At 71.9% G+C, this 13,664-nt stretch carries 12 protein-coding genes; 9 read left to right on the forward strand and 3 right to left on the reverse strand.

Annotated elements, in window-relative coordinates; translation table 11 throughout:
- Nucleotides 1–85: 85 nt before the first annotated feature.
- The 3 genes from N798_RS01640 to N798_RS01650 all read right to left on the reverse strand — a co-directional run bounded on the left by N798_RS01640 (nt 86) and on the right by N798_RS01650 (nt 3,867).
- Nucleotides 86–655 carry a universal stress protein gene (locus N798_RS01640; RefSeq protein WP_035945601.1) on the reverse strand — a complete coding sequence of 190 codons (570 nt, stop codon included), beginning with the start codon at nt 653–655 and terminating at the stop codon, nt 86–88.
- 11 nt (nt 656–666) lie between these two features.
- Entirely contained in the window at nt 667–2,142 is a 1,476-nt protein-coding gene (locus tag N798_RS01645; protein ID WP_035945603.1) for an MFS transporter, read from the reverse strand.
- 228 nt (nt 2,143–2,370) lie between these two features.
- Nucleotides 2,371–3,867, reverse strand: coding sequence for a PhoX family protein (locus N798_RS01650; RefSeq protein ID WP_035945604.1), 1,497 nt, complete (start codon nt 3,865–3,867; stop codon nt 2,371–2,373).
- Nucleotides 3,868–3,939: 72 nt separating this feature from the next.
- Here N798_RS01650 and mobA point away from each other — a divergent pair, with 72 nt between their 5' ends.
- From mobA to N798_RS01695, 9 genes are all read left to right on the forward strand, one after another.
- The gene (gene mobA / locus N798_RS01655) at nt 3,940–4,509 is read left to right on the forward strand and encodes a molybdenum cofactor guanylyltransferase (protein ID WP_035945816.1); all 570 of its coding nucleotides are present in this window, start codon (nt 3,940–3,942) and stop codon (nt 4,507–4,509) included.
- A gap of 88 nt (nt 4,510–4,597) precedes the next feature.
- The gene (locus N798_RS01660) at nt 4,598–5,575 is read left to right on the forward strand and encodes an NAD(P)H-quinone oxidoreductase (protein WP_035945605.1); all 978 of its coding nucleotides are present in this window, start codon (nt 4,598–4,600) and stop codon (nt 5,573–5,575) included.
- A 238-nt stretch (nt 5,576–5,813) separates the two neighbouring features.
- Entirely contained in the window at nt 5,814–6,533 is a 720-nt protein-coding gene (locus tag N798_RS01665; protein ID WP_035945606.1) for a PadR family transcriptional regulator, read from the forward strand.
- Nucleotides 6,530–7,255, forward strand: a complete 726-nt coding sequence (locus N798_RS01670) for an ABC transporter ATP-binding protein (RefSeq protein ID WP_035945608.1) — start codon at nt 6,530–6,532, stop codon at nt 7,253–7,255. The genes N798_RS01665 and N798_RS01670 overlap by 4 nt, the downstream gene beginning before the upstream one ends.
- Complete coding sequence (locus N798_RS01675; RefSeq protein ID WP_084099963.1) at nt 7,252–10,140, forward strand: FtsX-like permease family protein; 2,889 nt, start codon at nt 7,252–7,254, stop codon at nt 10,138–10,140. Before N798_RS01670 ends, N798_RS01675 begins: the two co-directional genes overlap by 4 nt.
- Before the next feature lie 29 nt (nt 10,141–10,169).
- A complete protein-coding gene (locus tag N798_RS01680; RefSeq protein ID WP_035945612.1) occupies nt 10,170–10,778 on the forward strand; it encodes a TIGR03086 family metal-binding protein in 609 nt (202 codons plus the stop codon).
- The gene (locus tag N798_RS01685; RefSeq protein WP_035945613.1) at nt 10,771–11,421 is read left to right on the forward strand and encodes a bacterial proteasome activator family protein; all 651 of its coding nucleotides are present in this window, start codon (nt 10,771–10,773) and stop codon (nt 11,419–11,421) included. Before N798_RS01680 ends, N798_RS01685 begins: the two co-directional genes overlap by 8 nt.
- Nucleotides 11,422–11,492: 71 nt before the next feature.
- The gene (locus tag N798_RS01690; RefSeq protein ID WP_035945615.1) at nt 11,493–12,587 is read left to right on the forward strand and encodes a WD40/YVTN/BNR-like repeat-containing protein; all 1,095 of its coding nucleotides are present in this window, start codon (nt 11,493–11,495) and stop codon (nt 12,585–12,587) included.
- 63 nt (nt 12,588–12,650) lie between these two features.
- Nucleotides 12,651–13,586, forward strand: a complete 936-nt coding sequence (locus N798_RS01695; protein ID WP_035945617.1) for an acyl-ACP desaturase — start codon at nt 12,651–12,653, stop codon at nt 13,584–13,586.
- Nucleotides 13,587–13,664 lie beyond the last annotated feature (78 nt).

Raw genomic sequence — 13,664 nt, forward strand, 5'->3', positions numbered from 1 at the left:
GCGCACCCCATGCAGCCGCTACCGCACAGGAAGTGTCGTCATCACAGCACGTCCCGTGCAGTAGCCCGTGCGGTCGGGGGTGCGGTCAGTCCGTGGACATGGGCGGGCGGTAGCCGGGACGGCCGGCGAGACCGGCCGAGCGCACCGCTGCCCGTCCCACGGCACGGCCCGCCTGCTCGAGCGGGCTCGACAGGTGCGAGACGCGGGGCGGCATGACGACGACGGGACAGGACGCGGCATACACGAGCCGTTGCGCGAAGAGCGGCGGGCCGGTGAAGCTGCGCGGTGCGTCGATGACGAGGAGGTCGGCCTCCTGCGCCGCGGCGAGCAGCACCTTGCGCTTGCCGCCCCGCACGACCCGCACCTCGGCGCCGTGGTCGTCACCGAGGATGGCAGCGACGTCGGCCTCGAGTGCGGCCTGCTCGCTGCGGGCGGTGTCGCGCTCATCGGTGATCCGGGCCGCGGCCGCGCCGGACATCGTGCCCGGTGGACCGGTGACCCGCCACGACCGCACCGCGACGAGCCGCCCGCCGTTCTGGGCCGCCTGCGCGGCGCCCCACTCGAGGGCGGCCGGGGACTTCGAGGTGGCGCTCACGCCGACGACGACGGTGTAGGGGCGCTCGCCCGGCGTGGGGGTGTCGGTCTGCTCGCTCATGGCTCGCCTCCTCAGACCGGCAGCTTGATGGTCTCGTTGCCGTGCTCGTCGTAGCTGCTGAGCGGCGGCGCGATCTCCTCGAGCGACTTGCCCTCGGCGTCCACACCCCACACGGCGGCGACGGCGGCACCGATGAGCATGATCCCGGAGGCGAGCAGGTAGCCCCAGAACATCGGGCCACGCTCCTCGCCCTCACCGATGAGCCAGCCGTAGAGGACCGGACCGAGGGCGCCGAAGACCTGGGCGATGGCGAAGAAGTAGGAGATCGCCTGGCCGCGGGCCTCGAGCGGGAAGATCTCCGAGACCGTGAGGTAGCCCGCGGACGCTCCGGCGGAGGCGAAGAAGAACGCGACGCACCAGAAGATGGTGTGGGTGCCCGCCGACAGCGACCCGGCGTTGAAGAGGAACGCCGAGATGGCGAGCACGACGGCGGCGAAGGCGTAGCAGCCACCGATCATCTTGCGCCGGCCGACCGTGTCGAAGAACGGGCCGAGCAGGAGCGGGCCGAGCAGGTTGCCGACGGCGAACGGGAAGAAGTAGATCGCCGCGCTCGACGGCGTCTTGTCGTAGAAGTTCTGCAGGACGAGCGAGTAGGTGAAGAAGATCGCGTTGTAGAGGAAGCTCTGGGTGATCATGAGCGTCGCGCCGAGGACGGTGCGCGTCGGGTAGAGCTTGAAGAACACGTAGGCGAGCTGGCGGGGCGTGAGGCCCTCGCGGGGCTTGACCCACATGCCGTCCTTCTCCTCGTCGAGCTTCGGCAGGGTCTTGCCGGCGGCCTCGACCTCGCGCTCGATGCCGGAGACGATCGCCTCGGCCTCCTCGCCCTTGCCGTGCGTGACCATCCAGCGCGGGCTCTCGGGGATGTGGCGACGCAGGTAGATGATCGCGAGGCCGAGGATCGGGCCGATGAGGAAGGCGATGCGCCAGCCGACGTTCTCGCCGAAGCGCTCGGTGTCGAGGAGGAAGAGGCTCGCGAACGCACCGATGCCCGCACCGAACCAGTAGGTGCCGTTGATGGCGAGGTCGACGCGACCGCGGAAGCGGCCGGGGATGAGCTCGTCGACGGCCGAGTTCACCGCGGAGTACTCACCGCCGATGCCCATGCCGGCGACGAAGCGCAGCGCGAGGAAGACGAGCATGTTGGGCGAGAACGCCGCGAGTCCCGACGCGACGAGGTAGAGCGCGAGCGTCATCGTGAAGAGCTTCTTGCGCCCGAGGGTGTCGGTGAGGCGGCCGAACCACAGGGCGCCCACGACCTGCCCGACGAGATAGACCGAGCCGGCGAGGCCGACCTCGGTCGCGCTCATGTCGAGCGACTTCTCGAACCCGCCCGCCGCGACGATCTGGACCTCGAGACCGTCGAGGATCCACGCGGTGCCGAGCCCGACGATGACCATCCAGTGGAACTTCGTCCACGGCATGTCGTGCATCCGCGCCGGGATCAGGCTGCGGACCGGCTTCTCCTGGTCGACCTCTGTCGCTGACATCCGACCCCACCCTCCACGTCGTCCGATCGCCCGGGCGAGAGCCGGACCGTCCGGCACGTTACGCCTGCAGCGCCGCGTCGTGCGGATACCCGTTCGGGAGATTTTCAATCGCACGAGGACGGGTTCGGCACCCGTTCCCCCGACGGTGCGACAACGAGAACTCGGCGTATGCCGGTCACGCGAGTGACCGTCATACGCCGAGTTTCGTTGTGGGACAGGAAGAAGGCGTCAGACGCCGATGCGCTCCCACGGGCCCCAGATGGCGAAGGACATGCCCGCGCTCGCCTGGATGTTGACGAAGAGGGTCCGTCCGTCGGGGCTGAAGGTCGAGCCCGCGAACTCGTCATCGTAGCGCGGCAGCCCGGTGCGGGCCGACTCGGCACGGTTGAGGGCGATGTCCCAGAGCTGGCCGCCCCGGCTGAGTCCGCGGACGTAGTTGTCCTGGTTGCTGTCCTCGCAGACCACGAGGGTGCCGCGCTCGCTCACGGTGATGTTGTCGGGGAAGTCGAAGGTCTGCTTGCCCGGCGACTGGTAGACGAGGCGCAGCTTCTCCGAACGGGTGTCGTAGGCCCACACCTGCCCGAAGCCGTTGCCGTAGCCGTTGACGAGCTCGTTGCCGGTCTCGGGAGCACCGCCGCCCTGGGTCGAGGTGAAGTAAACGACGCCGTTGTCGTAGATCTGGCCCTCGAGCCGCGAGAACCCGGCCGCACCCTTGGCCCGGCCCTGGCCGCCGACGTACTGGAGGGCGGTGTCGTTCGCCGTCGGAGCGGTCTGGCCCGGGGTGTAGGGGAACTCGGGGTCCGGGTCGTCGATCTCGACCCACTCGACGGAGTAGACCGCGCCCTTGTCCTGGTGGCCCTCGAGGTGCGCGTTCGGCTGCCCCTTGACGGCGAGCATTTCGAGGACGCCGTCGTTGTCGAGGTGCCCGGACTCCATCGGGTTGGTCCTCGGCGTGTAGCGGTAGAAGCCCGACGGGAAGGCGAAGTTGTCCTCGGTGAGGTAGAGCCGGCCCTCGCGCGGGTCGAACGACACGGCCTCGTGCGGGAAGCGCCCGGCCCTGGTGATGGGCATGGCGTCGGCGCGACCCTCGGTCGGCACCTCGAAGACATAGCCGTGCGGCTTGGTGAGCCCGGTGTTGGGGGCGCCGGTGAAGTCGGGCCCGACGTCGGGGCCGTTGACGGTCTCCTCGCAGGTGACCCAGGCGCCCCACGGCATCTGGCCGCCGGAGCAGTTCATCATCGTGCCGCTGATCGCGGTCCACGCGGCCTGGACGTTGCCGTGGCCGTCGACGTCGATGTGCGTGCAGCCGCCCTTGGCCGCCGGGTCGTAGACGTGCTCGCCGGGCGGACCGAACGCCGCGCCGGTGCCGTTCTGCTCGTGGTTGCGGATGAGCGTGACGGCGCCGTCGGGCCCGTCGAACGCGCCCATGCCGTCGTGGCGCCCGGGCAGCTTGGTGCCGTCGTCGAGGACGACGGGGGTCTCGGTGTCGTGGAACGAGCGGTAGCGGAAGCCCTCGGGCAGGTGCAGCCGCACCTTGCCGTCGCGCTCGTCGGGGACGGGCCGCAGGCCGCGGAACGCCGGACCCCCGATCTTCCCGACCGGGGCGGCTCCGGCCGGTCCGGCCACGAGCCCTTGGAACGGACCGGCGAGGGCAGTGGCCCCCGCGGCGACAGCAGCACCCTTGAGGACGGTGCGGCGCTGTGGATGGTGATCGGCAACTGCCATGGTGTTCGACTCCTTCGTCGTGTGGCGATCGACCCAACCTAGGACGAGGGTGTGACGGGCGACAATGGTCAGATGAGTCGATCCGTGCAGGTCATCGTGCTGGCGGGGGGATCCTCACGGCGTTTCGGCTCCGACAAGCTCGCGGCTCCCTTGAGTGACGGACTGTCCGTCCTCGACGCCTGCCTGACCGGTATGCCGTCCGCCTGGCCCCTCGTCGTCGTGGGTCCTTCGCGGCCGGTCCCGGCCGCGGTGTCGGAGCGGGTGCGGTGGGTCAGGGAGTCGCCACCCGGGGGCGGTCCGCTGGCGGGCGTGGCCGCCGGGTTGGCACTGGTGGAGGCCGAGGTCGTGTGCCTCGTCGCGGGTGACACGCCGGGCGCGGGCGGGGTGCTGCCGGCGCTCGTGTCAGCCCTGCTCGCCGACCCCGCCCTTGATGCGGCAGTGGCGAGCGACGGTGAGGGGCGGGCGAACCCGCTCCTCGCGGCATACCGGGTCGAGGCCCTGAGGGGCGCGGTGCCGAGCCCGGCCGCAGGGGTCGCGGCGCGCACGCTGCTGACCCTCCCCCACGTCGTCGTACCGGCGCCGGCCGAGGCCCGCGACGTCGACACCCCCGCCGACCTCGCCGCGATGACGCGGAAATCGTGAATCTGCCCGGTTGCAACCGGGAAGAACCACGACGTCTGCGTCAGGACCGCGTGAGTCGGTCCGCTCCAGCAGTCGTACGTTGGGAGCCATGAAGGCGATCACGATCCCTAAGCCCGGCGGGCCCGAGGCCCTCGTCCTGTCCGACGTCGACGCGCCCGAGCCCGGCGCGGGTGAGGTTCGCGTCAAGGTCGCCGCGGCCGGCGTCAACCGGGCCGACACCCTTCAGCGGCAGGGCTTCTACGACCCACCGCCCGGCCAGACCGACATCCCGGGGCTCGAGGTGTCGGGGGTCGTCGACGCGGTCGGCGACGGGGTCACGGAGTGGGTCGTCGGTGACGAGGTCTGCGCGCTGCTCGTCGGCGGCGGTTACGCCGAGCAGGTCACCGTGCCCGCCGGCCAGGTGCTGCCCGTCCCCAAGGGGATCGACCTCGTCGACGCGGCCGCCCTGCCCGAGGTCGCGTGCACCGTCTGGTCCAACGTCTTCCTCACCGCGAACCTCCAGCCCGGCGAGACCTTCCTCGTCCACGGCGGGTCGTCGGGCATCGGCACGATGGCGATCCAGCTCGCCCGCGAGGTCGGCGCCCGCGTCGCCGTCACCGCCGGCTCGCAGGAGAAGCTCGACCGCTGCCGCGAGCTAGGCGCCGAGATCCTCGTCAACTACCGCGAGCAGGACTTCGTCGAGGAGCTCGCCAAGGCCACGGACGGCCACGGCGCCGACGTCATCCTCGACAACATGGGCGCGAAGTACCTCCCGCGCAACGTCCAGGCCCTCGCCACCGCCGGCCGCCTCGTCGTCATCGGCATGCAGGGTGGCGTCAAGGGCGAGCTCGACCTCGGGACGCTGCTGCGCAAGCGCGGCGCCGTCATCGCCACCTCGCTGCGCGCCCGGCCGGTCGCCGAGAAGGCGACGATCGTCGCCGCCGTCCGAGAGCACGTCTGGCCGCTCGTCACCGACGGCCGGGTGCGTCCTGTCATCGCCTCGCGGCACCCGCTCGCCGACGCCTCCGCGGCGCACGCCGAGATGGAGGCGTCCACGCACATCGGCAAGATCCTCCTCGTGCCCTGACCCTTCGACTTCTTGCCCGGATGCGACAGCGAGCGCCAGCGAGCTGTCGCATCCGGGCAAGACGTCGGGGCCCGGGGCTTGCGCGCGCACGTGAATACTCGGTATACATGTCCTGCCCGAGCACGGCATACCGAGTATTCATGCGGAACAGGGGCCAACTGAAGACCGTCGGTATGCCGGCTCGGCACCGTACGCGGGAGCGCAGGGGTTCCCGCGTCGAACGTCGAAGGAGAGACGCATGTCGGTCAAGCAAGGGCTCCTGGCCCTCCTCGCCGAGGGCCCGATGTACGGCGCCCAGCTGCGGGTCGAGTTCGAGGAGCGCACCGGCGGCACGTGGCCGCTCAACGTCGGGCAGGTCTACACGACGCTCGCCCGCCTCGAGCGCGACGGGCTCGTCGAGCCGACCGGGGAGGCCGACGCCGAGGGGCGCATCTCCTACCGCCTCACCGAGGCGGGGAGCGCCGAGGTCGGCACGTGGTGGACGACGCCGGTCGACCGCGACAACACCCCGCGCGACGAGCTGACGATCAAGCTCGCCCTCGCGGTGACCGTGCCCGGTGTGGACGTCGCCACGGTCGCGCAGACCCAGCGCACCGCCACCCTCAAGCACCTGCACGACCTCACCCGCCTCAAGCAGCAGGTCATGCGCAAGCAGCGCGACGCCGAGCGGGTGCCGAACGCGGAGACGCCGACCGGCGACGCGCCGACGGCATCGCCCGCCGGCGGCGCCGACCACGACCTCGCCTGGCTCCTCGTGCTCGAGAACCTCATCTTCACCGCCGAGGCCGAGGTCCGCTGGCTGGACCACGTCGAGACCCGGCTGCACCGGGAGTCACTGCGCCCTTTTCCCCGTTCCGGGCGCACCCCGGAGGCGGCGGCACGAGCGGCGGCCGAGGACACGGCATACCGGCGTGAGAGTGCCGACCACGGGACCGACCGGACGGAGGCACGTCGATGACCACACCCAGCCTGCTCCTCGACGAGGTCACGCGCGTCCACGGCACCGGTGAGACCGCGGTCCGGGCCCTCGACGGCGTGAGCCTCGAGGTGATGCCCGGAGAGCTCGTCGCCGTCATGGGTCCGAGCGGGTCGGGCAAGTCGACCCTGCTCAACCTCGCCGGCGGCCTCGACCTGGCCACGACCGGCCGGGTCGTCATCGAGGGCGAGGACCTCGCGACGCTCAGTGCCAAGGGCATCGCCCGGCTGCGCCGGCGCCGGGTCGGGTTCGTCTTCCAGGACTACAACCTCATCCCCAGCCTCACGGCGGCCGAGAACGTCGCCCTGCCCCTCGAGCTCGACGGCGTGCGCGCCGGCCAGGCGCGGCGTCAGGCCCGCCAGACCCTCGACCTCATGGGTCTGCGCGAGCTCTCCGACCGCTTCCCCGACCAGATGTCGGGTGGCCAGCAGCAGCGCGTCGCCATCGCCCGCGCCCTCGTCGGCAGCCGGCGCCTCGTCCTCGCCGACGAGCCCACCGGCGCCCTCGACAGCCACACCGGCGAGGACGTCCTCCGCGTCCTGCGGGAGCGCTGTGACGAAGGCGTGGCGGGGCTGCTCGTCACGCACGAGGCGCGCCACGCCGCCTGGGCCGACCGCGTCGTCTTCCTGCGCGACGGCGTCGTCGTCGACTCGACGGGGCGGGCCAGCGCGGCCGAGGACCTCCTCACCTCCAGCACGCGATGAGCACCCTGACCCGCGCGCCCGCCGCTCCTGAAGCATCCGGCGCCTCCGAGCACCGCTCTGCCCGAGGGCGGTTCACCGGGAGCTGGGGCGTCGCCCTGCGCATGGCCCGTCGCGACGTGCGGCGCCACAAGGGCCGCAGCGCGCTCATCCTCGTCATGGTCGCCCTCCCCACCCTGCTCCTCGTCTTCGCCATCACGTCCGCGGCAACGAGCCAGGTCACCGGGCCCGAGCAGATCCCGAGCCGGATGGGTTCAGGCGTCGCGGCCCTCGACTACCCGGTCCCCAACGCGGTCGACCAACCCTTCGACCCGTCCGTGGGCATGTCGTCCACAGGTGAGGTCGCGCCCATCCCGGGCTGGGTCGAGGGCGGCTCGTCCTTCGACAACGCCCAGGCCATCTCGACCCTCACCGGCACGACCGCCGTTCCCTTCCTGGAGGAGTCGGCGACGACCAGGGTCGACGACCGCCGCATCAGCCTCCAGACGATGGCCGTCGACGCCCGCACCGGCCTCGACGGCAAGGTGATCCTGCGCAGCGGCCGACTCCCGCAGCGCGCGGGCGAGGTCCTCGTCACCGAGGTCGGCGTCGACCGGGGTCTGCCCACGAGCGGCCCCCTCACCCTCCGGACCGGCGGCACCGAGCACGAGGTCACCGTCGTCGGCACCGCCCGGGTGCTCAGCGGCGGTGGCGGGACCTACCACCACCTCGTCACACCCACGCCCTTCACATCCGGGCAGGCCGGGGGCGGCTGGATCCTCGTCGGCGACGACCCCGTGACGTGGTCCGACGTGCGCGACCTCAACCGCCACGGCCTGCTCGTCTGGTCCGCCGACGTGCTTCGCGACCCGCCGGACGTCAGCGCGCTCTCGGCCGAGCAGCGCGACATGCTCGTCTTCGACCAGGACCGCACCGGGACCTTCGTCGCCATCGGCGGCGCCCTCCTCCTCGTCATCACGACCCTCCTCGTCGGGCCGGCGTTCGCCGTGAGCGCCGCCCGCCAGCGGCGCACCCTCGCCCTCTCGGCGAGCAACGGAGCGACGACCGCGCAGCTCCGTCACACCGTGCTCGCCCAGGCACTCGTCCTCGGTGCGATCGCCGCGGTCACCGGCGCCGCTCTCGGGGTCCTCACCACGTGGGCGCTGGCCCGGCAGAGGCGCGCGGCCGAGTGGCTCGGGCTCGTCGGCCCCTTCGAGGTGCCCGTCGTCCCCATACTCCTCGTGACCGCGACGGCCGTGGCCAGCGCGATCATCGCCGCCCTGCTGCCGGCCCGCCGTCTCGGACGCCTCGACATCGTCGGCGTCATGAAGGGCCAGAGCGTGTCGCCGCGCCCGAGCAAGGTCGTCTTCCTCGTCGGCGCGCTGCTCGCGGGACTCGGTGGCTTCGCCGTCATCTCGCTCGCCGCGTCGCAGGCCCGAGCCCAGACCGGGGGCGGCGAGGTGCCGATCGTCCTCGCCACCATCGCGCTCGTCGTCGGCGCCGTCATGCTCGCCCCGATGACCCTCGTCGGGCTCGCGCGAGTCAGCTCACGGCTGCCCGTCTCGCTGCGGATGGCCACCCGTGACGCCGGACGCCAGCGCACGCGAAGCGTCCCCGCCATCGCCGCGATCCTCGCCGGTGTCGCGGTCCTCACGATGGTGCTCATCGCCAGCGGCAGCGACGAGGAGCAGCGCCGGCGGGAGTACGTCGCGCAGAACCTGCCCGGCGACACCTCCGTGCACGCCGGCAGCGAGACCCTCGACGCGGAGCGCGTCGAGCGCATCACCGCCGGTTTCCGCGCCGTCCGGCCGGGGCTCGTCGTGTCGCCGGTGTCGGCCGTGGACACGAACGACCCCTGGATGACGTCGTCGACCCCGCCCACGCAGCCCTTCGACCTCCGTGTCCTCAACGTCGTCCCGCCGGGCTGCGCGCCCGAGGAGACCTTCGGCAGCGCCGCGCCCACCGACGCGGCGGAGCAGGCAGGGCCGCCGCCCTGCATGCTCATCGGCACCCAGGGCATGGGCAACGCGCAGATGAGCTTCACGAACGCGGACGAGATCACTCGCCGCCTCACCGCCATCGGCCGCGAGTCGGACGTCGCCGCCGTGCTTGCCGGTGCGGTCGTCATCGGCCACGCCCCCGGGTCAACGAGGGTCGTCATCGACGGCCGGGTCACGGTCATGACGGCGACCCAGCACGTCGACCCGAGGGAGAACGCCGAGGTCGACCCGGCCGGCGCACTCGACGACGTCCGCACGACCACGCTCCCGGCCGTCGAGGTCGAGCTCACGAAGGAGACGATGGGCGCGCTGCTCTCCTCGAGCCTGCTGGCCACGACCGCGACCGCGAAGGCCCACGGCTGGCCGACCCGGACCTCGTTCCTCACGGTGCACGACCCGGCCGGCCCCATCTCGCAGGACCTCTCCGACCGCCTCGGCTACGGCGCCGACGACGACGTCTACCTCATGACCGAGCGCGGCTTCGTCTCGGAGTACGGCACCATCATCGCCGTCCTCCTCGGCATCTTCACGCTGCTGCTCCTCGTCATCACGCTGACCTCGACCGCGCTCACCCTCACCGAGCAGGAGAACGACCAGGCGACCCTCGCCGCCCTCGGCTCCGGCCGCGGCACCCGGCGGGTCATGGCGGCCGCCCAGGCGTTCACGCTCTGCGTCATCGGCGCGGTGCTCGGGGTCGCCGTCGGCATCGTCCCCGGCATCGCCCTCGCCTACCCACTCACCGCCCAGGGGTGGAACCCGCTCACCGGCCAGTCCGTGATCGGCGACCCCGTGCTCGTCTTCCCGTGGCCCGTCCTCCTCGGGTTCGCGGTCGCGGTCCCGGCCGTGGCAGCGGGACTGGCCGCGGCCGGCATACGCAAGGCTCCGGACGCGACCCGCCGCACGGCGTGAGTGACGGCGGGGCCTGACAGACTCCCCGTATGCCGTTCCCACACGACCCGGCCGGACGTCACCGCGCGATCGCGGGCATCTTCACCGAGCGCGCCCGAGGGGTGCGCGACTGGGACGCCCCGTCGCCGGTCGACGGGTGGCTCGCGCGCGACGTCGTGCGCCACCTCGTCGAGTGGTTCCCGGGGTTCCTCGAGGCCGGGGCCGGGGTGCGGCTCGACCGAGGTCCGTCGGTCGACGACGACCCCGTGGCGGCGTGGACGACGCACGCCGACGCCGTCCAGGCGCTGCTCGACGACTCCGAGACCCAGACCAAGGTGCTGAGCAACCGCCACGTCGGCGACGTGCCGCTGCCGCAGGCGGTCGACCGGTTCTACACGAGCGACGTCTTCATGCACACGTGGGATCTCGCGCGGGCGACGGGTCAGCCGGACCGGCTCGACGAGGAGCTCGCCAACGAGATGCTGAGCGGGATGCAGGAGCACGACGAGATGCTGCGGGCGTCGGGGCAGTACGGCCCGAAGGTCGACGTGCCCGAGACCGCGGACATCACCGACCGGCTCATGGGGTTCGTCGGCCGGGACCCCTCCTGGGTCCCGCCGGCTCGCGCCGCCGAGGACCCCGTGGGGCAGGATGGGTGACATGACGCAGCAGCCCGGATCCACCGACCACGAGCAGGGAGCCGAGCAGCGCGAGGTGCACGGCACCGCGACCGTCGGCGAGGACAAGGTCGTCGTTGTCACGCCCGAGGGCATGGGTGTCGCCGAGCGCGCCCCCGAGGAGGGCAAGCCCAACCAGAACCCCGCCGACCTCGTCGAGCAGCCGGCCAAGGTCATGCGCATCGGCTCGATGATCAAGCAGCTCCTCGAGGAGGTGCGCAACGCGCCGCTCGACGAGAAGGGCCGTGCTCGTCTCGCCGACGTGCACGAGCGGTCGATCGCCGAGCTCAAGGACGGTCTCGCGCCCGAGCTCGTCGAGGAGCTCGAGCGGATCGCGCTGCCGTTCTCCGAGGACGCGCCGTCCGACGCAGAGCTCCGCGTCGCCCAGGCCCAGCTCGTCGGCTGGCTCGAGGGTCTCTTCCACGGCATCCAGACCGCGCTCGTCGCCCAGCAGATGGCCGCCCAGTCGCAGCTCCAGCAGATGCGTGCCTTGCCGCCCGGACACTCGGCGGCTCCCGGTCACGGTGGCGGCCCGGGGACCCCGCCGATGGGGATGCCCAACATGCCCGGCGGCCCCTCGCGCCCCGAGGAGTCCCACGGCGAGGGCACCGGCCAGTACCTCTGAGCCGCTCGCCGGCCCGGCCGGCCGGGTCGCTCGCCGCGCGCTCCGGCGTGAGGTGCGGCAGGGTGCCTCTCATGCGCACCCCGCCCCGAACCCTCACCGCTCCCCTGTATGCCGTCGCGCTCGTCGCGCTCACCGCTCCCGTCGCGCTGGCCGCGCCCTCGGGAGGTCCGGCGACCGATGGAGGCGCCGAGCCCCGCGCGCTCTCGTGGACGACGACGACCGTCGACGCCGACCAGAGCTTCCGCGGGCTCGACGCCGTCGACCGCTCGACGGCATGGGTCGTCGGCGCGAGCGTCACCGGCGGGCGGGGCAAGGTCTTCCGGACGAGCGACGGTGGCGCGTCGTGGCAGGACGTCGGCCCGGCCGACGCCACAGGTCTCAACTTCCGTGACGTCGAGGCCGTCGACGCACGGACGGCGACCGTCCTCGCGATCGGCGAGGGCGAGAAGTCGCGGATCTACCGCACGAGCGACGGCGGCGCGACCTGGACTGAGGCCTTCCGCAACGACACCCCGGCCGCCTTCTACAACTGCATGGACTTCTACTCCGACGGCCGGCGCGGTCTCGCGGTGAGCGACCCCGTGGACGGGAGGTTCCGGATCGCCGCGACGCAGGACGGCGGCCGGTCGTGGAAGGTGCTGCCCGACGACGGCATGCCCGACTCCAGCGGCGAGGCCAACTTCTCGGCCAGCGGCGACTGCCTCACGATCTCGGGCGAGCAGGCCTGGTTCGGCTCCGGTGGTGAGAGGTCGCGGGTCTTCTCCTCGCGTGACGGCGGGCTCACGTGGAGCGCGACCGACTCGACCATCCCCGCGGGTGAGGCGGCCGGCGTGTTCGCCCTGGCCTTCCGCACGCCGGGGCAGGGCGTCGCCGTCGGTGGCGACTTCGCCGCACCGGCCGACGGCGTCGACGCGAGCGCCGTGAGCTCGAACCGGCACACCTGGCGCAGCGGCGGCGACCTCACCCACCTCGGCGAGGACGTCTCGTGGCTCGGGCATCGGGTCGTCGTCGTCGGTCAGGGCGGCCCCGTCGGCGGCGCGAGCGTGTCCGACAACGGAGGTCGCACGTGGCAGCGCTTCAGCGACGAGCTCTTCCACACCCTCGACTGCACGTCCGACGGCGCGTGCTGGGCCGGCGGCGGTGGGGGCCGGGTGGGTCGCCTCTGACCTCGCAAAGACAACTCCCCGGTAACTAGCGGGGCCAACCTACGGAAGCGTAGGTTGACCAGCATGACCGCGACGACGTGGAGCCAGACCGACCTGCTGCGTGAGCTCAACCAGGTGGTCGAGACCAACCTCAACCGGCACATCGGCGTCGCGAAGGACTGGTACCCCCACGAGTTCATCCCGTGGAGCGACGGCCGCAACTTCGACGGGCTCATGGGCGGCGACGCCTGGAGCCCCGACGACGCCCCGGTCTCGGACGTCGCGCGTTCGGCGCTCATCGTCAACCTGCTCACCGAGGACAACCTCCCGAGCTACCACCACGAGATCGCGATCATCTTCGGGCGCGACGACGCGTGGGGCGAGTGGGTCCACCGCTGGACGGCGGAGGAGGGCCGTCACGGGATCGCCATGCGCGACTACATGCTCGTCAAGCGCATGGTCGACCCCAAGGCGCTCGAGGACTTCCGGATGACGCACATGTCGCAGGGCTACGAGTCCGCGCACAGCGGCGAGCTCCTCCACTCCCTCGCCTACGTCTCCTTCCAGGAGCTCGCCACGCGGGTGTCGCACCGCAACACCGGGCGGTTCACCGACGACCCGATGGCCGACCAGCTGCTGCAGCGGATCGCGGCCGACGAGAACCTCCACATGATCTTCTACCGCAACCTGCTGGGTTCCGCGCTCGAGCTCGACCCGAGCCAGGCCATGATGGCGATCCGCGACGTCGTCAAGGGCTTCCAGATGCCGGGCACCGACATCCCCGGCTTCCAGCGCAAGGCCGTCGAGATGGCCGTCGCCGGCATCTACGACCTGCGCCAGCACCGCGACGACGTCGTCGCCCCCGTCCTGCGGTTCTGGAAGATCTGGGACATCGAGAACCTTTCGGCCGAGGGCGAGCAGGCCCGCCTCGAGCTCTCCGCCTTCATGGACGACCTCGACACCAAGGCCGCTCGCTTCGAGGACAAGCGCGACACTCTCGCCGCCCGCATGAACCTCTGAGAACCCCGACTTCTTGCCCGGTTGCGCCAGCGAGCGCCAGCGAGCTGGCGCAACCGGAAAAGAAGTCGCGAGACAACG

It is taken from the genome of Knoellia flava TL1 (genome assembly GCF_000768675.1).
GTDB lineage: Bacteria > Actinomycetota > Actinomycetes > Actinomycetales > Dermatophilaceae > Knoellia > Knoellia flava.

Coding starts and splice junctions, on each gene's coding strand:
- N798_RS01660 (WP_035945605.1), top strand. CDS start 4,598: ATGAAGGCGATCACGATCCCTAAGCCCGGCGGGCCCGAGGCCCTCGTC.
- N798_RS01690 (WP_035945615.1), top strand. CDS start 11,493: ATGCGCACCCCGCCCCGAACCCTCACCGCTCCCCTGTATGCCGTCGCG.
- N798_RS01685 (WP_035945613.1), top strand. CDS start 10,771: ATGGGTGACATGACGCAGCAGCCCGGATCCACCGACCACGAGCAGGGA.
- N798_RS01640 (WP_035945601.1), bottom strand. CDS start 655: ATGAGCGAGCAGACCGACACCCCCACGCCGGGCGAGCGCCCCTACACC.
- N798_RS01665 (WP_035945606.1), top strand. CDS start 5,814: ATGTCGGTCAAGCAAGGGCTCCTGGCCCTCCTCGCCGAGGGCCCGATG.
- mobA (WP_035945816.1), top strand. CDS start 3,940: ATGAGTCGATCCGTGCAGGTCATCGTGCTGGCGGGGGGATCCTCACGG.
- N798_RS01650 (WP_035945604.1), bottom strand. CDS start 3,867: ATGGCAGTTGCCGATCACCATCCACAGCGCCGCACCGTCCTCAAGGGT.
- N798_RS01680 (WP_035945612.1), top strand. CDS start 10,170: ATGCCGTTCCCACACGACCCGGCCGGACGTCACCGCGCGATCGCGGGC.
- N798_RS01675 (WP_084099963.1), top strand. CDS start 7,252: ATGAGCACCCTGACCCGCGCGCCCGCCGCTCCTGAAGCATCCGGCGCC.
- N798_RS01645 (WP_035945603.1), bottom strand. CDS start 2,142: ATGTCAGCGACAGAGGTCGACCAGGAGAAGCCGGTCCGCAGCCTGATC.
- N798_RS01670 (WP_035945608.1), top strand. CDS start 6,530: ATGACCACACCCAGCCTGCTCCTCGACGAGGTCACGCGCGTCCACGGC.
- N798_RS01695 (WP_035945617.1), top strand. CDS start 12,651: ATGACCGCGACGACGTGGAGCCAGACCGACCTGCTGCGTGAGCTCAAC.